Source organism: Mycolicibacterium neworleansense (assembly GCF_001245615.1).
GTDB classification, from domain to species: Bacteria; Actinomycetota; Actinomycetes; order Mycobacteriales; family Mycobacteriaceae; genus Mycobacterium; species Mycobacterium neworleansense.
In genome coordinates this window covers 1,065,988-1,086,295 of the sequence record NZ_CWKH01000003.1, presented here as the reverse complement: position 1 = coordinate 1,086,295, position 20,308 = coordinate 1,065,988, and the positions used below count along the sequence as shown (strand labels likewise).

19 protein-coding genes are annotated in these 20,308 nt (G+C 65.3%); 11 read left to right on the top strand and 8 right to left on the bottom strand.

Annotated elements, in window-relative coordinates:
- Positions 1-134 precede the first annotated feature (134 nt).
- The 5 genes from BN2156_RS29700 to BN2156_RS29680 form a co-directional block, all read right to left on the bottom strand.
- Positions 135-1,535: a histidine phosphatase family protein gene (locus BN2156_RS29700; protein WP_090518414.1), complete on the bottom strand. Its 1,401-nt coding sequence runs from the start codon at positions 1,533-1,535 to the stop codon at positions 135-137.
- A gap of 237 nt (positions 1,536-1,772) precedes the next feature.
- Entirely contained in the window at positions 1,773-3,143 is a 1,371-nt protein-coding gene (locus BN2156_RS29695; protein ID WP_090518413.1) for a histidine phosphatase family protein, read from the bottom strand.
- Between the two features lie 202 nt (positions 3,144-3,345).
- Complete coding sequence (locus BN2156_RS29690) at positions 3,346-3,825, bottom strand: nitroreductase family deazaflavin-dependent oxidoreductase (RefSeq protein WP_090518412.1); 480 nt, start codon at positions 3,823-3,825, stop codon at positions 3,346-3,348.
- Positions 3,826-3,834: 9 nt separating this feature from the next.
- On the bottom strand, positions 3,835-4,209 hold the full coding sequence (locus BN2156_RS29685) for a DUF8021 domain-containing protein (RefSeq protein WP_090518411.1): 375 nt from the start codon (positions 4,207-4,209) through the stop codon (positions 3,835-3,837).
- Between the two features lie 9 nt (positions 4,210-4,218).
- A complete protein-coding gene (locus BN2156_RS29680) occupies positions 4,219-5,370 on the bottom strand; it encodes a steroid 3-ketoacyl-CoA thiolase (RefSeq protein WP_090518410.1) in 1,152 nt (383 codons plus the stop codon).
- A 167-nt stretch (positions 5,371-5,537) separates the two neighbouring features.
- Between BN2156_RS29680 and BN2156_RS29675 the strand changes: the two genes are divergently transcribed.
- From BN2156_RS29675 to BN2156_RS29640, 8 genes are all read left to right on the top strand, one after another.
- Entirely contained in the window at positions 5,538-6,788 is a 1,251-nt protein-coding gene (locus BN2156_RS29675) for a cytochrome P450 (RefSeq protein ID WP_090518409.1), read from the top strand.
- Between the two features lie 35 nt (positions 6,789-6,823).
- Positions 6,824-7,828, top strand: a complete 1,005-nt coding sequence (locus BN2156_RS29670) for an acyl-CoA dehydrogenase family protein (protein ID WP_090518408.1) — start codon at positions 6,824-6,826, stop codon at positions 7,826-7,828.
- A complete protein-coding gene (gene fadE29, locus BN2156_RS29665) occupies positions 7,828-8,991 on the top strand; it encodes an acyl-CoA dehydrogenase FadE29 (RefSeq protein WP_090518407.1) in 1,164 nt (387 codons plus the stop codon). Before BN2156_RS29670 ends, fadE29 begins: the two co-directional genes overlap by 1 nt.
- 14 nt (positions 8,992-9,005) lie before the next feature.
- A complete protein-coding gene (locus tag BN2156_RS29660) occupies positions 9,006-9,977 on the top strand; it encodes a bifunctional MaoC family dehydratase N-terminal/OB-fold nucleic acid binding domain-containing protein (RefSeq protein WP_090518406.1) in 972 nt (323 codons plus the stop codon).
- Positions 9,974-10,381, top strand: coding sequence for a MaoC family dehydratase (locus BN2156_RS29655; protein ID WP_210436726.1), 408 nt, complete (start codon positions 9,974-9,976; stop codon positions 10,379-10,381). Before BN2156_RS29660 ends, BN2156_RS29655 begins: the two co-directional genes overlap by 4 nt.
- A complete protein-coding gene (locus BN2156_RS29650) occupies positions 10,381-11,538 on the top strand; it encodes a 17-hydroxy-3-oxo-4-pregnene-20-carboxyl-CoA lyase (protein WP_090518404.1) in 1,158 nt (385 codons plus the stop codon). The genes BN2156_RS29655 and BN2156_RS29650 overlap by 1 nt, the downstream gene beginning before the upstream one ends.
- A 76-nt stretch (positions 11,539-11,614) precedes the next feature.
- Positions 11,615-12,712 carry a hypothetical protein gene (locus tag BN2156_RS29645; RefSeq protein ID WP_090518403.1) on the top strand — a complete coding sequence of 366 codons (1,098 nt, stop codon included), beginning with the start codon at positions 11,615-11,617 and terminating at the stop codon, positions 12,710-12,712.
- A gap of 29 nt (positions 12,713-12,741) precedes the next feature.
- Positions 12,742-13,545: a hypothetical protein gene (locus BN2156_RS29640; RefSeq protein WP_090518654.1), complete on the top strand. Its 804-nt coding sequence runs from the start codon at positions 12,742-12,744 to the stop codon at positions 13,543-13,545.
- A gap of 167 nt (positions 13,546-13,712) precedes the next feature.
- On the opposite strand, the gene BN2156_RS29635 is transcribed toward BN2156_RS29640, so the two are convergent.
- The 3 genes from BN2156_RS29635 to kstD form a co-directional block, all read right to left on the bottom strand.
- Complete coding sequence (locus tag BN2156_RS29635) at positions 13,713-14,558, bottom strand: type IV toxin-antitoxin system AbiEi family antitoxin (protein WP_090518402.1); 846 nt, start codon at positions 14,556-14,558, stop codon at positions 13,713-13,715.
- 299 nt (positions 14,559-14,857) lie between these two features.
- Positions 14,858-15,718 carry an enoyl-CoA hydratase ChsH3 gene (locus BN2156_RS29630; protein WP_090518401.1) on the bottom strand — a complete coding sequence of 287 codons (861 nt, stop codon included), beginning with the start codon at positions 15,716-15,718 and terminating at the stop codon, positions 14,858-14,860.
- A complete protein-coding gene (gene kstD / locus BN2156_RS29625) occupies positions 15,719-17,398 on the bottom strand; it encodes a 3-oxosteroid 1-dehydrogenase (RefSeq protein ID WP_090518653.1) in 1,680 nt (559 codons plus the stop codon).
- Between the two features lie 73 nt (positions 17,399-17,471).
- Between kstD and BN2156_RS29620 the strand changes: the two genes are divergently transcribed.
- The 3 genes from BN2156_RS29620 to dmpG are packed head-to-tail and all read left to right on the top strand — an operon-like array spanning position 17,472 to position 20,248.
- Positions 17,472-18,257: a 2-keto-4-pentenoate hydratase gene (locus BN2156_RS29620; protein ID WP_090518400.1), complete on the top strand. Its 786-nt coding sequence runs from the start codon at positions 17,472-17,474 to the stop codon at positions 18,255-18,257.
- A 9-nt stretch (positions 18,258-18,266) separates the two neighbouring features.
- Positions 18,267-19,199 carry an acetaldehyde dehydrogenase (acetylating) gene (locus BN2156_RS29615; RefSeq protein ID WP_090518399.1) on the top strand — a complete coding sequence of 311 codons (933 nt, stop codon included), beginning with the start codon at positions 18,267-18,269 and terminating at the stop codon, positions 19,197-19,199.
- Positions 19,196-20,248 carry a 4-hydroxy-2-oxovalerate aldolase gene (dmpG, locus tag BN2156_RS29610; protein ID WP_090518398.1) on the top strand — a complete coding sequence of 351 codons (1,053 nt, stop codon included), beginning with the start codon at positions 19,196-19,198 and terminating at the stop codon, positions 20,246-20,248. Before BN2156_RS29615 ends, dmpG begins: the two co-directional genes overlap by 4 nt.
- The last annotated feature ends 60 nt before the right edge of the window (positions 20,249-20,308 follow it).

Genomic DNA, 20,308 nt, shown 5'->3' with positions numbered 1-20,308 from the left:
GGCTGAATTGCGGGGTACTGTGCAAATGTATCGATGTTTGAGACTGCGTATTGCCGGAGATATCAATTTGTCCGAATGCGAAAAAGGTGCCCCAGACCATCAGGTCTGGGGCACCCCGTGACAACGCCGACCGGTTAGGCGGCCGCCTTCTTCTCGGCGGTGTCGTTGCCGGCACCATCGTTGTCGGCGGCCGACTTGTCGGATTGACCGGTCGCCTTCTTGACGGCGTCACCGAGCTTCTTGATCGACGACGAAACCTGGTCCTGAGCTTCCTTGACTGCGGACCGAACCTGCTCGCCGGTGTTGCTGAGCGCCTTCTTCACGCCAGGGGACACCTTGTTTCCATCGGACAGATCGGTGGCACGACGCGGAGTGGCGATGCTGTCCAGGGTCTCCTGAACCTTCGACTTCACCGCCGAACCGGTTGATGTCCCATCGGCCGGCTTGCTTGCGGCCGTGACCGAGTCGTCGACGGCATCCGGTGTGGCGGCCAGGTTGCGAGTGTCAACGCTGGTGTCGACCGCGGCCTTCAGGTTCTCCACCTCGGTGGTGTTGGTCGGGATCGTCTTGATCGTGCGCTTGATGATCTCCGCATTGATCGCGCGATTGAACTTGAGCACCGAGAAGCCCGCGTCGGCAATGCCCCGGTTGATCGCGGTGGCGATGGTGGCGGGATTGCCCGAGGCGAAGGACTGCACAACGTCGTCCGCGGCCTGTTGCAGCTGACGGGTCAGGGTGCGGAACTGCAGGCCGACCTCATGCTCGAATGACGGCTCCGGCGCGAACTTCTGGCCATTCCAGTCCACCAGGGTCCAGCCGTCTTCCGGGTTGCCTTCGACAACCACGTAATCGGTGTTGCCCAGCGTGTACTGGCTCAGCAGCATGCCCTTCTGGGCCATGCTGAGGTTCTTCGCGTTCATGATCGTCCAGAACATGATCGTGGCGCCGTGCGAGAACACGATGGCGTTCCGATCGCCCTTGTCGTACATAGTCTCCAGGGCATTGTTCACGCCGGCGTTGAAGTCATTGCCGTCGAAGTCGGTGCCCGGCTGAGTCGCGCTGAGGTCAGGACCCGGCATGTTGGGCAGGAGACCGGCCCACTTCAGCGGCGCGAGGATGTAAGCCGTTCCGTACGTGTCCTGGGACTTGCCCTCCAATGAACCCGCGGGGATCTCCGAGATGCCGTCGATCACCTGGATCGGTAGGCCCAGGTACTGCGACATCGGGGTCGCGGTCTGCTGCGTGCGCAGCATGGTCGACGCGTAGATCGCGTCGTAGTTGTTGTCACCGAGCTTGTCCACCAACGCCACTGCCTGCTGTTGCCCCGTCGGGGTGAGGCCCGGGCCAGGGACGGTGGTGTCGATGATGTGGTTCGCGTTGGCCTCGGACTCCGCGTGGCGCACGAATGTCACGCGCATTACCTCGGCGGCGTGGGCGACGGGCATCGCCAGGAAGAACGCGAGGAATGCCAGCGCGACACCCCCCAGTAGACTGCGATAGTGTGACGCCGGCGCGTCACCTCTGCGGCGGTTCATGTGCTTCCTCCATTGTGGCTGTACGGATTTCACGTGACCTGCCGGTGACACTGCGCTGGCCGGCCAAAAGTATTGTCTGGCCATCAGCTGTGAAGTCGAGTAGTTATCCCATTGTGCGGGAAGCTATTTGACAAAATTCGCGAGCCTGTCTAGGTGACCGTAAACGCGACTCAGTCCCCCTCCTCGTGCGAGGAGAGGGACCGACCCGGTTGGTACTACCTTGCGGCTGAGCCTATTTCACGCAGCATCCTTCGATGCGGACTTCGGCTTGGCCGTCTTGTTGTCGTCCTTGTCGGCGCCGGCGAGCTTCTTGACCGTTTCGCGTGCCTGCTTGACCGAGGACTCGACCCCGCTGCGCACATCGTCGGCGGCCTGGTTGACCCGGTCGCGGACCGCCGAGACCGCCTTACCCGGCTCCGCCTTGTTGCCGTCGGTCAGCTTGGTGGCACCGGCGGCCGTACGAACGGCCGCGACCTTGCTCCGCACCGGCTCGGTGACCTTCTCCACCGCGACCTTGGTGGCTGCGGTGGCGTCCTCGGTGACGTTCTCGGCGGTGTTCTGGGTGCTGAGCGTCGAGACCTGCGTCGTCGGCTGTCCCACCGAGCCGGGGATGCCGGTGATCGCGTTGACGGTATCGGTGATCGAGTCCTTGACGAACTTGACGCCGGCCTCGGCGACGTCCTGCACGCCCTGCACTCCGGTGGTGACGATTCCCTGAGGATCGGGAGTGAGGACCGGAATTCGCATGTTGTAGATCGCCTTCTGCGGCGCCACGATCAGGTCGCGAAAGTTCACGAACATCTGGGTCGGGTAGTTGGCGGGTCCGACCTCTTCACCGGCCCAGCTCTTGAGGGTCCAGCTGCCGTCGGCGTTCTTTTCGACGACGACTTCGTCGGTGTTGTTCAACGGATGCTGGACGATCAACAACAGGTTGGGGTTGTCGACGTTCATCATCGTCCACATCATGATGGTGGCCCCGTGGGAGAACACCGCGGCGTCGATGTTGCCGTCGCCATTGGTGTCTTCGGTGTCCTCTTCGACCTGGGTCAGCGCATTGGTCACGCGCTCGTTGAACTCCAGGCCGGTCTCGCCGCCGGGGACGGGGATGAACTGCAGGCCCATGGTCCACGCCAGGGGGGCAAGGATGTAGCCGATGCGGCCGATCCCTCCGCTTTCGGGCAGTCCCTCGAAGATGCCCGCGCTGATCTCCTGAACGCCGGAGTTCTGCTGCGGACGGTTCGGGTCGTACGCACCCAGGATCGTGACCGGCAACCCGCTCTTGTCGGCGAACGGCGCCGCGGTCTCCTGGGTGCGGATCATCGTCGAGGCGTAGAGCGCGTCGAATGCGGTGGCCGACTTGCCATCGGCCCAGTCCTGCGCCTGCTGCTCACCGTTTTCGCCACCATTCTGATTGATCTCGTTATTGGTGAGGTGCGGCCCGGGAGTGCTGGTGTCGATGTAGCCGGAGGCGTTGCCCTGCGACTCGGCGTGCCGGATGAACGTCACCGTCATTGCCGCGGCGGGCAGGGTCGCGGCGGCGAACAGCGAACACGCCGTCAGGGTGGTCGCGGCGGCACCGGCGGCCCGGCGTCGGGTGGGTCGTTGCATAGGGTCTCCAGTCGGTTCACGAAAATGTGGGCTGCCGCTCACTCGCCGTTCAATGTGTGCGCGCTCACAGAACATAATCAAAAAACTGTTCACCCGTCAATTCAGCTACCAAGAGTTGCGTAATTGTCCAGGTCTCGGACACCTCTGCGACAAAAAGCGCCCCCGACCTCAGAGGTCGGGGGCGCTGGTGGTTTGCCGGTGGTCAGGCCGGATCGCAGATCACGATGGGGATCTTGCGGTCGGTGTAGGACCGGTAGTTCGCGAAGTCGGCGTACATGGCGTCCAGCTTGGGCCAGTACTCGTCGCGCTCGGCGTCCGTGGCGTCGCGCGCGACCAGCTCGAGGGTCTCGCGTTTGGTCTGGAACTTCACGCGGGGATTGGCCACCAGGTTCAGGTACCACATCGGGTTGGTGGCCCGGCCGCCCTGCGAGGCGACGAGCACGATGCGCTTGCCCTCCTGCAGGAACAGCAGTGGACTGTCCCGCTCCTCACCTGACTTGCGCCCGATCGTGGTCAGGATGCCCACCTCGGCGCCGCGCAGGAACTTGTCGCCGAAGCGCCCGCCCGTTTTCTTGAAGATCCAGGTCTGGGCACGCGACATCCACTTGATGGCGGTACCGGTCGATTTCGCGTTGAGTCGTTCGACCTGTTTGGGATTCAGCGGGCGGGGGGTGTTGGCCATGCGGGGACCTTAGCGGCTGATGAACGGGGTCAGGGAGGCGCGGATGTGATGGATCTGTCCGTCCGACGCCGGGATCAGGAAGGTCTCGTCGACGTGCGAGCAGACCCGCCGCCCGAACAGGCGCGGCTTGGTCAGCACGTCGAAGCGGGCCCGGACCTCATCGCCGTTGACGCTGAACTCCGGCGTCGTCGTCTTCTCGATCAACTTGAACTGCGGGCCGTTGTTCAGGCTGCGCCGCAGGTGATCCCCGGAACGACCGGTCTTCAGACCCATCTCGATGCGAATGCAGTCCGGCGCGAATGGCACCCCATCGGCTTGATGGGTGACGAGCGCGTCGATGTAGGCCTGTGCGGCCGCGATGCGCTCGGTATCAGAGTGAGACACAGGAACGTCTCACATTCTTTCGATGATGGTGCCGGTGGACAGCGCGCCGCCGGCACACATGGTGATCAGTGCCGTGCTTCGGTCGGTGCGCTCCAGCTCGTGCAGCGCCGTGGTGATCAGCCGGGAGCCGGTTGACCCGACCGGGTGGCCCAGGGCGATGGCACCGCCGTTGACGTTGACCTTGTCCATGTCGGCGCCGTGCACCTGCGCCCAGGACAGCACGACCGAGGCGAAGGCCTCGTTGATCTCGACCAGGTCGATGTCACCGAGCTTCATGCCGGCCTTCTCCAGCACCTTGGCGGTGGACTGCACCGGGCCGTCGAGGTGGTAGAAGGTTTCGGCGCCGACGTTGGCCTGGGCGATGATCCGTGCGCGCGGCTTGAGGCCCAGGGCCTTTGCCTTGTCCTCGTCCATCCACAGCACCGCGGCCGCTCCGTCGGAGATCTGCGAGGAGGTGCCGGCGGTGTGGATACCGCCCTCCATCACCGGCTTCAGCCCCGCAAGGCCTTCAGCGGTGGTCTCGCGCAGACCCTGGTCGCGGGTGACCGTGTTCCATTCGGCGGTCGGCTGCTTGTTCTCGTCGATGACCGGTGCCTCGATCGGGGAGATCTCCCGGTCGAAACGGCCCTCGGCCCAGGCCTGCTTGGCCTTCAGCTGCGACGCCAGACCCAGCGCATCCACGTCGGCGCGGGTGATGCCACGGCGCTTGGCGATCCGTTCGGCGGCTTCGAACTGGTTGGGCAGGTCGATGTCCCAGGATGCGGCGCGGGCGCCGCCGCCGTTGGCGCCGAGGCCGACGCGGCTCATCGCCTCGATGCCGCAGGCGATACCGATGTCGATGGCGCCGGTGGCGATCAGGCCCGCGACCAGATGATTGGCCTGCTGGGCACTGCCGCACTGGCAGTCGATGCTGGTGGCGCCGACGTGCTCGGGAAGGCCGGCGATCAGCCAGGACTGGCGGGTGACGTTGTTGGCCTGCTCGCCGTATTGCGTGACGCAGCCTCCGATGACCTGCTCGACGCTGCCCGCGTCGATACCGGCCTTCTCGATGAGTGCCTTCTGCACGGCTCCGAGAAGCTCGGTCGCGTGCAGGCCGGACAACCAGCCGTTGCGCTTGCCGATGGGGCTGCGGGTGGCTTCGACGATGACAGGGTTACCCATGAAGCCAGGCTAGAACACGTTTCATTACTCTGACAAGCGCGGATGCATCACTACCTTTGATCTGCGGTCAAGCCGTGTTTCAATGGTCTCAATTGGTACTAGACCACGTTGTTTCAAGCATTGCTGGCTACGCGCACGGCTTGCTACAGACACTAGGAGTTAGACACATGGGCTGCCCCAACATCCCCAAGGATTTCGACTTCCTCGATTCCGAGCGCAACCTTCAGGGCCTGCCGGTCGAGGAGCTCGCCGAGCTCCGCAAGGCCGAGCCGGTTCGCTGGGTCGACGTCCCCGGCGGCACCGGAGGCTTCGGTGACAAGGGCTACTGGTTGGTCACCCGGCACGAGGACGTCAAGGACGTCTCGCTGCGCAGCGACGTGTTCTCCAGTGCTATGAACGGCGCGATTCCGGTCTGGCCGCAGGAGATGACCCGGGAAGCGGTCGACCTGCAGCGTGCCGTCCTGCTCAACATGGACGCACCGCACCACACCCGACTGCGCAAGATCATCTCCCGCGGCTTCACCCCGCGCGCCCTCTCGCGCCTCGAGGACGAGCTGAACTCGCGTGCGCAGCAGATCGCCAAGAACGCCGCGGCTTCCAACACCGGCGACTTCGTCGAGCAGGTGTCCTGCGAACTGCCGCTGCAGGCCATCGCCGAGCTGCTCGGTGTGCCCCAGGACGACCGCGACAAGCTGTTCCGCTGGTCTAACGAGATGACCGCCGGTGACGACCCCGAGTACGCAGACGTCGATCCGGCCATGTCCTCATTCGAAGTCATCACCTACGCCATGAAGATGGCCGAGGAGCGGGGCAAGAACCCGACCGACGACATCGTCACCAAGCTGATCCAGGCCGACATCGACGGCGAGAAGCTCAGCGACGACGAATTCGGCTTCTTCGTCATCATGCTGGCGGTCGCGGGCAACGAGACAAGCCGTAATTCCATCACGCACGGCATGATCGCGTTCTCGCAGAATCCCGACCAGTGGGAGCTTTTCAAGCGGGAGCGGCCGAAGACCGCCGTCGACGAGATCATCCGCTGGGCCACACCGGTTTCGGCGTTCCAGCGCACCGCCAGCGAGGACACCGAGATCTCCGGCGTCAAGATCAAGGCCGGCGAGCGCGTGGTGATGTCCTACCGCTCGGCCAACTTCGACGAGACGGTGTTCGAAGATCCGTTCACCTTCAACATCCTTCGCGACCCGAACCCGCACGTCGGCTTCGGCGGCACCGGGGCCCACTACTGCATCGGCGCCAACCTGGCTCGCCTGACGATCAACCTGATCTTCAACGCCGTCGCCGACCACATGCCCGACCTGAAGCCGATCGGGGACCCCGAGCGGCTGAAGTCCGGATGGCTCAATGGTATTAAGCATTGGCCGGTGGACTACACCGGTAAGTGCCCGGTCGCACATTGAGCCGCTGACCTAACCACGGATCAAGGAGGATTCGGGTGGATTTCACACCGAACCCGGAGCAGCAGGCAGTCGCCGATGTGGTGACCTCTGTTCTGGAACGCGACAACACCTGGGACGCACTGGTTTCCGGTGGCGTCGCGGCGCTGGGAGTGCCGGAACGCCTCGGAGGTGACGGGCTGGGCCTGCCCGAGCTGTCGACCGCGTTGACCGAGATCGGTCGCCACGGCACGACCGGTCCGGCGCTGGCCACCGTGGGCCTGGGTCTGGTGTCGCTGCTCGACCTGGCCTCCGAAGCTCAGCAGGACCGCTACCTGTCCGGCGTCGCCACCGGTGCGCTGCTCTCGGCCGCGCTCAACGAGCCGGGCCAGTCGCTACCGGAGCGCCCCTCGGCCAATTTTGCCGAGGGCAAGCTCAACGGCACGAAAGTCGGTGTGCCCTATGCCGAGGCGGCGAAGTGGCTGGTGGTCACCGCCGACAACGCGGTCGTCGTGGTCTCGCCCACGGCTGACGGTGTGACGGTCACCAAGACTCCGACCTCCAACGGATCCGACGAATACGTGGTCACGTTCGCCGACGTCGCTGTCGACGCAGCCGATGTGCTCGACGGCGCGAGCGCCCACCGGGTCAACCAACTGGCGCTGGCGGTCACCGGGGCGTTCGCTGCCGGACTGGTGGCCGGCGCGCTGAAGCTGACCGCCGACTACGTGGCCACCCGTGAGCAGTTCGGCCGTCCGCTCTCGACGTTCCAGACCGTGGCCGCACAGCTGTCAGAGGTCTACATCGCCTCGCGGACAATCTCTTTGCTGTCCACCTCGGCTCTGTGGCGGCTGTCCGAGGGCCTGGATGCCGACGAGGATCTGAACATCCTGGGCTACTGGCTCACCTCGCAGGCGGCGCCGGCCATGCGGCTGTGCCATCACTTGCACGGCGGTATGGGTATGGACATCACCTACCCGATGGACCGCTACTACTCCTCGATCAAGGATCTGACCCGGCTGTTGGGTGGTCCGTCGCATCGCCTCGATTTGGTGGGAGCGTAATGTTCATCGACCTGACGCCCGAGCAGCGCGCACTGCAAGCCGAACTGCGGGAGTACTTCTCGACTCTCATCACGCCCGAAGAGGCCGCGGCGATGGAGTCCGACCGGCACAACGAGGCCTACCGTGCGGTGATCAAGCGCATGGGCAGCGACGGCAAGCTCGGCGTCGGCTGGCCCAAGGAGTACGGCGGCCTGGGCTTCGGCCCGGTCGAGCAGCAGATCTTCATCAACGAGGCCAACCGTGCCGACATCCCGCTGCCGATGGTCACGCTGCAGACCGTGGGCCCCACCCTGCAGGCGCTCGGCACCGAGGAACAGAAGAAGAAGTTCCTGCCGGGAATTCTCTCCGGTGAAGTGCATTTCGCGATCGGCTATTCCGAGCCCGACGCCGGCACCGACCTCGCCTCGCTGCGCACCACCGCGGTTCGTCACGGTGACGAATACATCGTCAACGGGCAGAAGATGTGGACCACCGGCGCGCATGACGCCGATTACATCTGGCTGGCCTGCCGTACCGACCCGACCGCGGCCAAGCACAAGGGCATCTCGATCCTGATCGTCGACACCAAGGATCCCGGTTACTCCTGGACCCCGATCATCCTGTCCGACGGGGCACACCACACGAACGCGTCGTACTACAACGACGTGCACGTGCCCGCCGACATGCTCGTCGGCGAGGAGAACGGCGGCTGGAAGCTCATCACCACCCAGCTCAACCACGAGCGAGTCGGCCTCGGGCCGGCCGGTCGTGTCGCCGGCATCTACGACCAGGTACACACCTGGGCATCCAAGCCCGGTTCGGACGGTGTCACACCGATCGAGCAGGCCGATGTGAAACGCCTTCTGGGGCAGATCAAGTCGATCTGGCGGATCAACGAGCTGCTCAACTGGCAGGTCGCGGCATCCGGCGAGACCATCGCCGTGGCCGACGCGGCTGCCACCAAGGTGTTCTCCACCGAACGCATCCAGGAAGTCAGCCGGCTGGCCGAGGAGATCGTCGGCAAGTACGGCAACCCGGCCGATCCCGAGACCGCCGAGCTGCTGGTGTGGCTCGACAAGATGGCCAAGCGCAACCTGGTGATCACGTTCGGTGGTGGTGTCAACGAGGTCATGCGCGAGATGATCGCGGCGTCTGGTCTGCGGGTGCCGAGGGTTCCTCGGTAGAGCGAAGGGTTGAGATGAGCGCGAATCTTCAGGCAGGGATCGACCAGATCATCGCGTCCGGGACGAGCAAACCGACGGTGGCTCGGGACCCGGTGAATCAGCCCATGATTCACCACTGGGTTGACGCGATCGGTGACAAGAATCCGATCTACGTCGACGAGGAAGCCGCCAAGGCCGCCGGGCATCCCGGCATCGTGGCGCCGCCGGCGATGATCCAGGTCTGGACCATGATGGGGCTTGGACGCACCCGGTCGGACGATGATCCGCTGGGTAGGGCGATGAAGTTGTTCGACGATGCCGGGTATGTCGGTGTCGTCGCGACCAACTGCGACCAGACCTATCACCGCTACCTCCAGCCCGGCGAGCAGGTGGTGATGAGCGCCGAGATCGTCGGCATCGTCGGCCCCAAGCAGACCGCGCTGGGTGAGGGTTACTTCATCAACCAGAAGATCCGTTGGCATGTCGGTGACGAAGAAGTCGCCGACATGGACTGGCGCATCATGAAGTTCCTTCCCGCTGCCAAGCAGGCGGCTGCGGAAGCCGCCGAAACCACTGAGATCCCAGAAGATCTCGACCCGGACAAGCTGATGCGGCCGTCCTCGTCGCGGGACACCAAGTTCTTCTGGGACGGCATCAACGCCCACGAACTCCGGATTCAGCGTCGCCCCGACGGCACTTTGCAGCACCCGCCGGTACCCGCCGTGTGGGCCGACAAGGATGCACCTGCCGATTACGTCGTGGCCTCCGGCAAGGGCACGGTGTTCAGCTACGTCGTGCACCATGCGCCGAAGGTGCCCGGTCGGAGCCTGCCGTTCGTGATCGCCCTCGTCGAACTCGAGGAGGGGGTCCGGATGCTGGGCGAGTTGCGTGGGATCGCCGCCGATCAGGTGAAGATCGGAATGCCGGTCACCGCAACCTATATCGACTTCCCGGACAGTGAGATCAGTCCGGCTTGGACGTTGTACGCATGGGAGCCGCAAGCATGAGCCTGACCGTCTCCGACGTTCGAGTCGGCACCACACTCCCCGAACTCAAGATCTACGGCGACCCGACGTTCATCGTCTCCACCGCCATCGCGACCCGCGACTACCAGGACGTGCACCACGACCGGGACAAGGCGCAGGCCAAGGGTTCCAAGGACATCTTCGTCAACATCCTGACCGACACCGGGCTGGTCGGCCGGTACGTGACCGACTGGGCGGGTCCCAACGCATTCATCAAGTCCATCAAGTTGCGCCTCGGGGTGCCCTGGTACGCCTACGACACCATCACCCTCACCGGCGAGGTCACCGAGATCGAGGGCGACCTGGTGACGCTGAAAGTGGTGGGCAGCAACAGCCTTGGCAACCACGTCATCGCCACGTCCACACTTACTTTGGGGGACAACTGATGCTCTCCGGCAAGGCCGCCATCGCCGGTATCGGCGCCACCGACTTCTCCAAGAACTCCGGCCGCAGTGAGCTGAGACTGGCCGCCGAGGCGGTGCTCGATGCGTTGGACGACGCGGGCCTCAAGCCTTCCGACGTGGACGGCCTGGTGACATTCACGATGGACTCCAACCTGGAGACCGCCGTGGCCCGGTCCACCGGGATCGGTGATCTGAAGTTCTTCAGCCAGATCGGCTACGGTGGCGGCGCCGCGGCCGCGACCGTCCAGCAGGCGGCTCTCGCGGTCGCCACCGGTGTCGCGGAAGTCGTTGTGGCTTACCGGGCATTCAACGAACGCTCGGAGTTCCGGTTCGGCCAGGTGATGACCGGCCTGACCGTCAACGCCGACTCGCGCGGAGTCGAGTACAGCTGGTCCTACCCGCACGGGCTGAGCACCCCGGCCGCGTCGGTGGCCATGATCGCCCAGCGCTATATGCACGAATACGGCGCCACGAGTGCCGATTTCGGCGCGGTGTCAGTGGCCGACCGCAAGCACGCTGCCACCAACCCGAAGGCGTTCTTCTACGGCAAGCCGATCACCATCGAGGATCACCAGAACTCCCGGTGGATCGCCGAGCCGCTGCGGCTGCTGGACTGCTGCCAGGAGAGCGACGGCGGTGTCGCCATCGTCGTCACCACCCCTGAGCGGGCCAAAGATCTCAAGCACCGCCCCGCGATCATCGAGGCCGCAGCCCAGGGCGCGGGCACCGACCAGTTCACCATGTACTCGTACTACCGCGACGAGCTCGGGCTTCCCGAGATGGGGCTGGTCGGCCGTCAGCTCTGGCAGCAGAGTGGCCTGTCGCCCGATGACATCCAGACCGCGATCCTCTACGACCACTTCACGCCGTACACGCTGATCCAGCTCGAGGAGCTCGGGTTCTGCGGTAAGGGCGAGGCCAAGGACTTCATCGCCGGCGGCGCCATCGAGCTCGGCGGCCGGCTGCCGATCAACACCCACGGTGGTCAGCTCGGCGAGGCCTACATCCACGGCATGAACGGCATTGCCGAGGGGGTGCGCCAGTTGCGCGGCACCTCGGTCAACCAGGTCGAGGGCGTCGAGCATGTGCTGGTCACCGCGGGAACCGGGGTTCCGACATCCGGATTGATCCTCGGATAAAAGGTGCATCGCCACCCCCGATCGGCACGGTAATGTTTGCTCCGGATGTGCATCACGCGTAGAAGGGGGCCGTGGCATGGGGATGCCGCGCGACAGCAGCCCGTACGGTTCGCAGACATTGCAGGGACCGGCTTGGCCGAACATCGATGAGGACCAGCTGACCGCGGCTGCGGCGAACTATACGAAGGTCGCGACCAAGATCAGCGGAGGCGTCGTCCCGCAGCAGACCAATCAGCTCTCGAAGCTGACCGGTGAATGGCAGGGCGGTGCCTCGTTGGCGGCTTCGGGCGAGGCCACCACGATGATCGCCGGCCACGAGGCGAATGCCGCGCAGGCTCAGGCCATCGCCACCGCGTTGACCACCATGGCGGCGGCGGTGGTGCAGACCAAGACCACGCTCAATGCGGCCGCGGAAGAGGTCCAGCAGGAGGTCATGGCACTGCAGGCGCTGCCGTTCAGCAACAAGCAGGAGCTGATCGAGAGCCGCATCAAGATGGGGTTGTCGCAGAACATCGCGACGGTCTCGGCCGCCAGCAGTGAGATGGCCAGCAGCCTGGGCACGATCGCCAACCTCCCGCAGGTCGGCACCCCTCCGACGGCTCAAGCGACCCAAGCGGCCCAAAAGGGCAGCGAGCAGATGATGCAGTTGATCAGCCAGCTCCCGCAGATGCTCGGTCAGATCCCGCAGATGCTCGGCCAGGTTCCCCAGCAGCTCTCCCAACCGCTGCAGCAGCTGTCGCAGCCTCTGCAACAGCTGACCCAGATGCTGGGCTCGGGCGGCAAGGGCACCGGTGGCGGGCCCAGCCCGTTCTCGGCGTTCTCGAACCATCCGCTGGCGGGTGGGTCGGGGCCGAGCAGCGGCGCGGGGATGGTGAAAGCCGCCGGACTACCGGGAGGTTCCGGTGGCGGCAGTCCCCAGACCCCGTTGTTGTCGAAGATGGTCGGCGGCGGTACCGCACCGGTCTCCGTCGACCCCGGTGCCGCTGCGGCCGTGGTCGGCGGCGTGGCACCGGTGGCTGCCGCCAACGCGGCCGGCGGGATGGGCGGTGGCATGGGCATGATGGGCGGCGGCCAGCGCGCCGGTGGCGGCGGCGGGACGACGACCGGGCTGGCCGTGCCGGCTCCGTTGGAACACGAGTTGGGCGATGGCGATGATGACTATGACGATTGGTGATCGGTCTCGACGAGAAAGCGGTGGTATCGGTGGCTAGTTCTCCGCTCACAACTCCCGGCGCGCTCAACTGGAGCGCGGCGCCGGTCGAGTTGCCCGAAATGCCGGCGATTCAGCCCGGCGAGGATGCCATGAGCATGACCATCGCCGGCATCGTGCCGACTTTGGCGGCCTCGCTGACCACGAACGTCACGGCGTTGTCGGCCAAAGAGAACATGTTCAACGCCAAGCTTTCGGACGCGCAAGGTGCCTATGAGAAGGCAGACGAGTCCGGCGGGCAGGGCGTCGGCCAGCTCGGCCAGATGATGGGGCAGCTCGGCCAGATGGGCCAGATGGCCGGCCAGCCGGCGCAGATGGCGGGCCAGATGGGCGGGCAGTTCGGGTCGCTCATGGAACCGCTGATGAAGGCCATGGAAGGCGCCAAGGGCGGCGGTTCGGAGAACGGCGGTGCACCGGGAGCCGGTCAGCCCGGCCAGCCAGGTGGCCCCGGCGGCCCGAACCCGCAACAGCAGCAGGAAGAGCGCGAGGCCAAGCTCAACGAACGGGACAAGCAGCAGGAAGATCGCGAGACTGCGCAGAACGATCGCGATGCCGCCCAGGACCGGCGCGAAGCAGGCTTGGATGCTCGCGAGACCCAGATGAACGACCGCTCCGGTGGGGCGGGGACGGCGGCAGCTCCGCACTCGGCGCCTCCGGTCACGCATTCGGCTCCGCCGGCTGCGTCCGCACCGCCACCTGCCGCGCCCGCCCCCAGCCAGCCGGCTCCGGGTCCCGTTCCGGTTGCACCGGAGGCCCCACGTCATTCCGGTGGGGACGATCTCTGGAAGAGGATGTAGCACCGCTCTTTGAACTCCCGTGACGTGGCGCGGTTCTTTCCGCGCCGCTGTCACGCTGGAGTGGCGCTCGCCCTCGACAGTCACGCCAGCGTGGCTCGGGATGCGGTCGCCTCTCTCGGCAGCCGTCCAATGTCACACCAGCGTGGCTGCCGAGCGCGACGGCCACACTAGCGTGACAGCCGGGAGGCGCGGGCGGCCTTGACTCGGCGTAGAACGTCCGCCTTGTGTTGGCCGGCGGCGATTCGCACATTGATCCAGCCCTGCCGTTGTATGCGCTCGGCACGCCGAAGATCCCAGTTGTAGCGCCAGTTGCTGGCGCGGTGCTCCTCGCCGTCGTACTCGGCGGCGACTTTGATGTCGTCCCAACCCATATCGAGATAGGCAAAGGGATCGCCCGGCCCGTCGTAGACCGGGATCTGAGTTTGCGGTCGCGGTAGTCCTCCGTCGATGATGATCAGCCGCAGCCAGGTTTCTCGGGGCGATTGCGCGCCGCCATCCATCAGTTCCAGGGCTGTGCGAGCGCGCTGTATGCCACGGCGACGGGCGTATCGCTGCATCAGGAGATCAACATCGGCAGTCTTGAGGTTCGTTGCGCGGGCTAGTGCATCAAGTGCGGCCACCGCGTCGTCTCGCGGATACCAACTGCCGATGTCCAGGGCGGTGCGGGCTGGTGAGGTGATCGGAGTCCCGTCGACCAACGTGATCTCGTCGTCTTCGATCGTTTCGGTCCGAACCTTCAGACCCGCAAGGGGATTGCGGTTGGAATGGATCATTTCCAGCGGAGCCTCGAGGTCGACCCACTGCGCGCCGTGTACCGCTGCCGCCGAGTTTCCGGCAACGATTCCGCGGCGTCCAGACCACAGCCAGCCGGCCTTGGCCCGCACGATCGGCGTGAGCTCAGTTCCCGGGCCAACATAGACGTCTCGGAACACCCTGGTGTATCTGGTGCGTAGGGCGCTCTTGCATAGCTCGCCATTGGCCACGGCTTCACTGCCGACGAATGGATCCCCCATGGCGAGTCAGTGTGCAGCGCAATGCCATATCAGTCACGTCGGTTATCCACAGGCGCTGGCGTGGCACCCGTTGTCCACAGCCACGCTGCCGTGACGGATGACGGCACAGTAATCCTGTGCTAGAAGCGAAGGCCTCGCTGCTGTATTTGCCTTGTCACGCCAGAGCGGCGGTCGCCGTCGGGAGCCACTCTGGCGTGGCAAAGACAATGGCCGCCATACGTATTCGCCCACCAATGCAAAGCTGGAGTGGCTGTCGGGGTCGACAGCCACTCCAGCGTGACAAAGCGGTGGGGGAAAGGCTAGGCCGGGACGAGTTCCACGCCGGACAGCACGACGGTGTTGTCCCGCGACGGTGCGGTCAGCACGCCGATGAACTTGCCGTCTTCTTTCCAGATGTTGGCCTGCAGGGTTTCGCCCGGAATCACGACGCCGGCGAACCGGGCGCCGTACGAAGCCACCTGAGACACGTCGCCGTCGAGCAGGTTGTCGACGATGGCCTTGCAACCGATGCCGTAGGTGCACAACCCGTGCAGGATCGGCCGCTCGAAGCCCGCCGCGGCGGCGAAGGCCGGGTCGGAGTGCAGAGGGTTACGGTCGCCGCACAGGCGGTACAGCAGGGCCTGCTGCGGCAGCGTCGGCAACGAGATCTCGATATCCGGTGCGCGATCGGGCAATTCGGCCGAGGTGGCCGGCCCGCGTTCACCGCCGAAACCACCCTCGCCCCGGGCGAAGATCGACCGCTTGGTGGTCCACAGCACCTTGCCGGATTCATCGGTCACCGTGGACTCGCTGACGATGACGGCGGCCTTGCCCTTGTCCCAGATCTCGGTGAAGCGCTGAACCGACTTCGCGGTGCCGCTGGTCGGAATCGGGCCGGGCACGCTGACTGCCTCGCTGGCGTGCAGCACCTTCGACAGCTCGATGTCGATGCCGGGGAACTGCACCTTGGGCGGCTCGGTCATGTGGAAGCTGACCGCCACATTGCCGAACGTCGGCAGCACCTGCGGGGTGTCGTCGACGAGGTAGCGCAGTTCGCGCGCGTCCATCGGGTCGGCACCCGCGCCGAGTCCCAAGTGGTACAGCTGGATGTCGCTGCTGGTCCAGGAGAACTCGATGGGTTCCAGCTCGGCGCCGAGCGCCTTGTCGAGATCGATGGGCATCTACTTCTTCCCCGCAATGTCTAGTGCCGCCAGGTAACCCCAGGTCATGGCCGGTCCGATGGTCCCGCCCGGGCCGGGATAGGTGTGACCCATCACCGGTGAGCTGACGTTACCCGCGGCATAGAGGCCCTCGATGACCGAGTCGTCGTCGCGCAGCGCCCGGCCGTGCACGTCGGTGCGGATACCGCCCTTGGTGCCCAGATCGCCGGGCACCATCTTGGCCGCGTAGAACGGGCCGTGCTTGATCTCGCCGAGGTTGGGGTTGGGCTTGTTGGTCGGATCACCGTAGTAGCGGTCGTAGGCGCTCTCACCGCGGTGGAAGTCCTCGTCCTTACCGGAGCGGGCGAAGCCGTTGAACCGGTCGATGGTCGCGGCGAACGCGTCGGCGGGCAGGCCGGTCTTGGCGGCCAGCTCCTCGAGGGTGTCGGCCTTGACGATGACGCCGGACTCCAGCCACTTCTTCGGAATACGTTGTCCTGGCTGCAGACCCGCGAAGATGAAGCGGTCACGGTACTGCTGGTCGAAGATGAGCCAGGCCGGGATGTTCTCGCCGGGACCTGCACCCTGGCCGTACTCGCCGCCGTACATGTGGTGGCAGGCCTCGACATAGGGCATCGACTCGTTCATGAACCGCTTGCCGGCCATGTTGACGATGATCGAGCCGGGGGAGTTGCGCTCGGACAGGGCGAACCACGGCGAGTCGGTCAGCGGGACCGTCGGGCCCCACCACGAGTCCTCCATGAATTCCAATGCGGCACCCTGCTTCTCGGCGGCGAGGATGCCGTCGCCGGTGTTGGCGACCGCGCCCACGGTCCACTCGGTGGTGATGGGTGCGCGCTGGTACTTCACCCGCATCTGTTCGTTGTGCTCGAATCCGCCCGAGCCCAGGATCACGCCGCGGCGCGCCCGGATCAGTTGCGGCTCAGCGGAAGTGTCGCGGGGGTCGACGACGTAGATGCCACGGACGATGCCGTCCTCGACGTACAGATCGGTCAGGGCGGTGTTCAGCAGGACCGGGACGCCGGCCTTCTGCAGGCCGATGCGAAGCGGCGCGATCAGCGCGCGGCCCATGCCGACCAGGTTCTTTCCGGTGGCGTTGGCCCAGACGGAGCGGACACCGACCTTGATGCTGCGCAGCACGCCGCGGGGATGACGCTTGAGCTGGTTGAGCCGGACGTAGTCCTGCTGCATCACCACCATGTTCATCGGCACCTTGCCGTACGGCGGCTCCAGGCCCTTCTCGTCGACGCCGAGCTTCTTGGCGTTGAACGGCTTGGGCTCCACCGAACGTCCGGTGGGCTTGCCGCCCGGCGTCTCGGGGTAGTAGTCGGAGTACCCGGGCACCCAGCACAGCTTCAGCGGCGAGTTCTTCAGGACGAACGACAGCATCTCCGGCGAGCGGTCGAGGTAGGTGTCGATCTTCTCCGCGGGCACCACGTCGCCGATGATCTTGTGCAGGTAGGTGCGGGCGGCCTCGGGGGTGTCTTTGACGCCGTCACGCTTGAGAATCTCGTTGTTCGGGATCCACACCCCACCACCTGACCGCGCAGTGGAACCTCCATAGTGCGGCGCCTTCTCTACGACTACTGTCGAGAGGCCCTGATGGGCCGCGGTGAGGGCGGCGACCATGCCGGCAGCGCCGCTGCCGACCACGACAACGTCGTACTCCTGTCCAGTCATGTAGAACACGTTATAGAATTGACCGGCAATCCAACAACCGCCCCGGTCAAAGAAGTGAGGGGAATTCACCAGAATGCTTAGCGACGAGGTACGCGCCCAGCTGGCCGCTGACCTGGCCCAGGCCGAGCGGAGCCGGGTTCCGATGACCCCGTTGACCGACGGCAACCCCGACATCGACGTGGTGGATGCCTACGAGATCCAGCTGATCAACATCAGGCAGCGGGTCGCCGAGGGTGCGCGCGTCATCGGCCACAAGGTCGGGCTGTCCAGCAAGGCCATGCAGGACATGATGGGTGTCGACGAGCCGGACTACGGCCATCTCCTCGATGAGATGGAGGTGTTCGAGAACGTCCCGGTGAAGTCATCGAACTTCCTGTACCCGCGGGTCGAGGTGGAGGTCGGGTTCATTCTGGCCGACGATCTGCCGGGCGCGGGCTGCACCGAAGAGGACGTGCTCGCCGCGACGGCCGCGTTTGCCCCGGCGATCGAGCTGATCGACACCCGCATCACCAACTGGCAGATCAAGTTGTGCGACACCATCGCCGACAACGCCAGCAGCGCCGGGTGGGTGCTCGGCGAAGCGCGGGTCTCGCCCAAGGACATCGATATCTGCAACATCGACGCCGTCCTGACCAATCACGGCGAGGTCGTGGCCGAAGGACGCAGCGATGCGGTGTTGGGCAATCCGGTGACCGCGGTGGCCTGGTTGGCCCGCAAGGTGGAGAGCTTCGGGGTGCGTCTGAAGGCCGGTGACATCGTGCTGCCGGGCTCGTGCACGCGTGCGATAGATGCACCTCCGGGCAGCGATTTCGTCGCTGACTTCGCCGGGTTAGGTTCAGTACACCTGAGTTTCGAATAAGGAGCCGATATGGCTGAAAAGGCATCAGTTGCCATCGTCGGGTCGGGCAACATCAGCACCGACCTGCTGTACAAATTGCTGCGGTCGGAGTGGCTCGAGCCGCGTTGGATGATCGGCATCGACCCGGAGTCCGAAGGTTTGGCGCGGGCTCGCAAGCTCGGTCTGGAGACCTCCCATGAGGGTGTGGACTGGCTGCTGGCCCAGGCCGAGAAGCCGGATCTGGTGTTCGAGGCGACCAGTGCCTATGTGCACCGGGATGCGGCCCCGCGCTATGAAGAGGCCGGGATCCGCGCGATCGACCTGACTCCTGCGGCCGTCGGCCCCGGCGTCATCCCGCCGGCCAACCTGCGCGCACACCTGGATGCGCCGAACGTCAACATGGTCACCTGCGGTGGCCAGGCCACCATCCCGATGGTCTACGCCGTGAGCCGCGTGGTGGACGTGCCCTATGCGGAGATCGTGGCGTCGGTGTCGTCGGCCTCGGCCGGCCCGGGAACCCGCGCCAACATCGACGAGTTCACCAAGACCACCAGCGCCGGCGTGCGCGACATCGGTGGGGCCCGCAACGGCAAGGCGATCATCATCCTGAATCCGGCCGAGCCGCCGATGATCATGCGCGACACCATCTTCTGCGCGATCCCCGAGGACGCCGACCACGCCGCGATCACGCAGTCGATCAAGGATGTGGTGGCCGAGGTGCAGACCTACGTGCCGGGCTACCGCCTGCTCAACGAACCACAGTTCGACGAACCGTCCGTGGTCAACGGTGGCAATCACCTGGTCACCGTGTTCGTGGAAGTGGAGGGTGCCGGTGACTACCTGCCGCCTTACGCTGGAAATCTGGACATCATGACCGCGGCGGCGACCAAGGTCGGCGAGGAAATCGCCAAAGAAAAGGCTGGAGCACGTCTGGCCGCCCCGGCCGGAGGAGGCCAAGCATGAGTGACATTTTCTTCAATTCCGCCTGGGACGTCCGGATGACCGACACGTCACTGCGTGACGGGTCCCACCACAAGCGGCACCAGTTCACCAAGGACGAGGTCGGCGCGATCGTGGCCGCCCTGGACACCGCCGGTGTGCCGGTGATCGAGGTGACCCACGGCGACGGCCTGGGCGGGTCGAGCTTCAACTACGGGTTCTCCAAGACCCCGGAGCAGGAGCTGATCAAGCTGGCCGCCGAGACGGCCAAGGAAGCCAAGATCGCCTTTTTGATGCTGCCCGGCGTGGGCACCAAGGAAGACATCAAGGAAGCCCAGAACAACGGTGGCTCGATCTGCCGTATCGCGACCCACTGCACCGAGGCCGACGTGTCGATCCAGCACTTCGGGCTCGCCCGTGAGCTGGGCCTGGAGACCGTCGGGTTCCTGATGATGAGTCACACCATCTCTCCGGAGAAGCTGGCCGCCCAGGCCCGCATCATGGCCGACGCCGGCTGCCAGTGCGTCTACGTCGTGGATTCCGCGGGAGCCCTGGTGCTCGAAGGTGTCGCCGACCGGGTGTCGGCTCTGGTTGCCGAACTCGGTAACGATGCACAGGTCGGTTTTCACGGCCACGAGAACCTCGGCCTGGGCGTGGCCAACTCGGTCGAGGCTGTGCGCGCCGGTGCCAAGCAGATCGACGGCTCGTGCCGTCGGTTCGGCGCGGGTGCGGGCAACGCACCGGTCGAGGCGCTGGTCGGCGTGTTCGACAAGATCGGCGTCAAGACCGGCATCGACTTCTTCGATATCGCCGATGCCGCCGAAGAGGTTGTCGCCCCGGCGATGCCGGCCGAGTGCCTGCTGGACCGCAACGCGCTGGTGATGGGCTACGCGGGGGTGTACTCCAGCTTCCTCAAGCACGCGGTGCGCCAGGGTGAACGCTACGGAGTGCCCGCCCATGAGCTGTTGCTGCGCGTCGGCCAGCGCAAGCTGATCGGTGGTCAGGAAGACCAGCTGATCGACATCGCTCTCGAGATCAAGCGCGAACAGGAAGCTGAGAAGGCGAAGGCCTAGGTTTCTCAAGCACTGCCGCACTGGGCTCTCCGGGATCGGAGGGCCCAGTGTGCTTCGCGG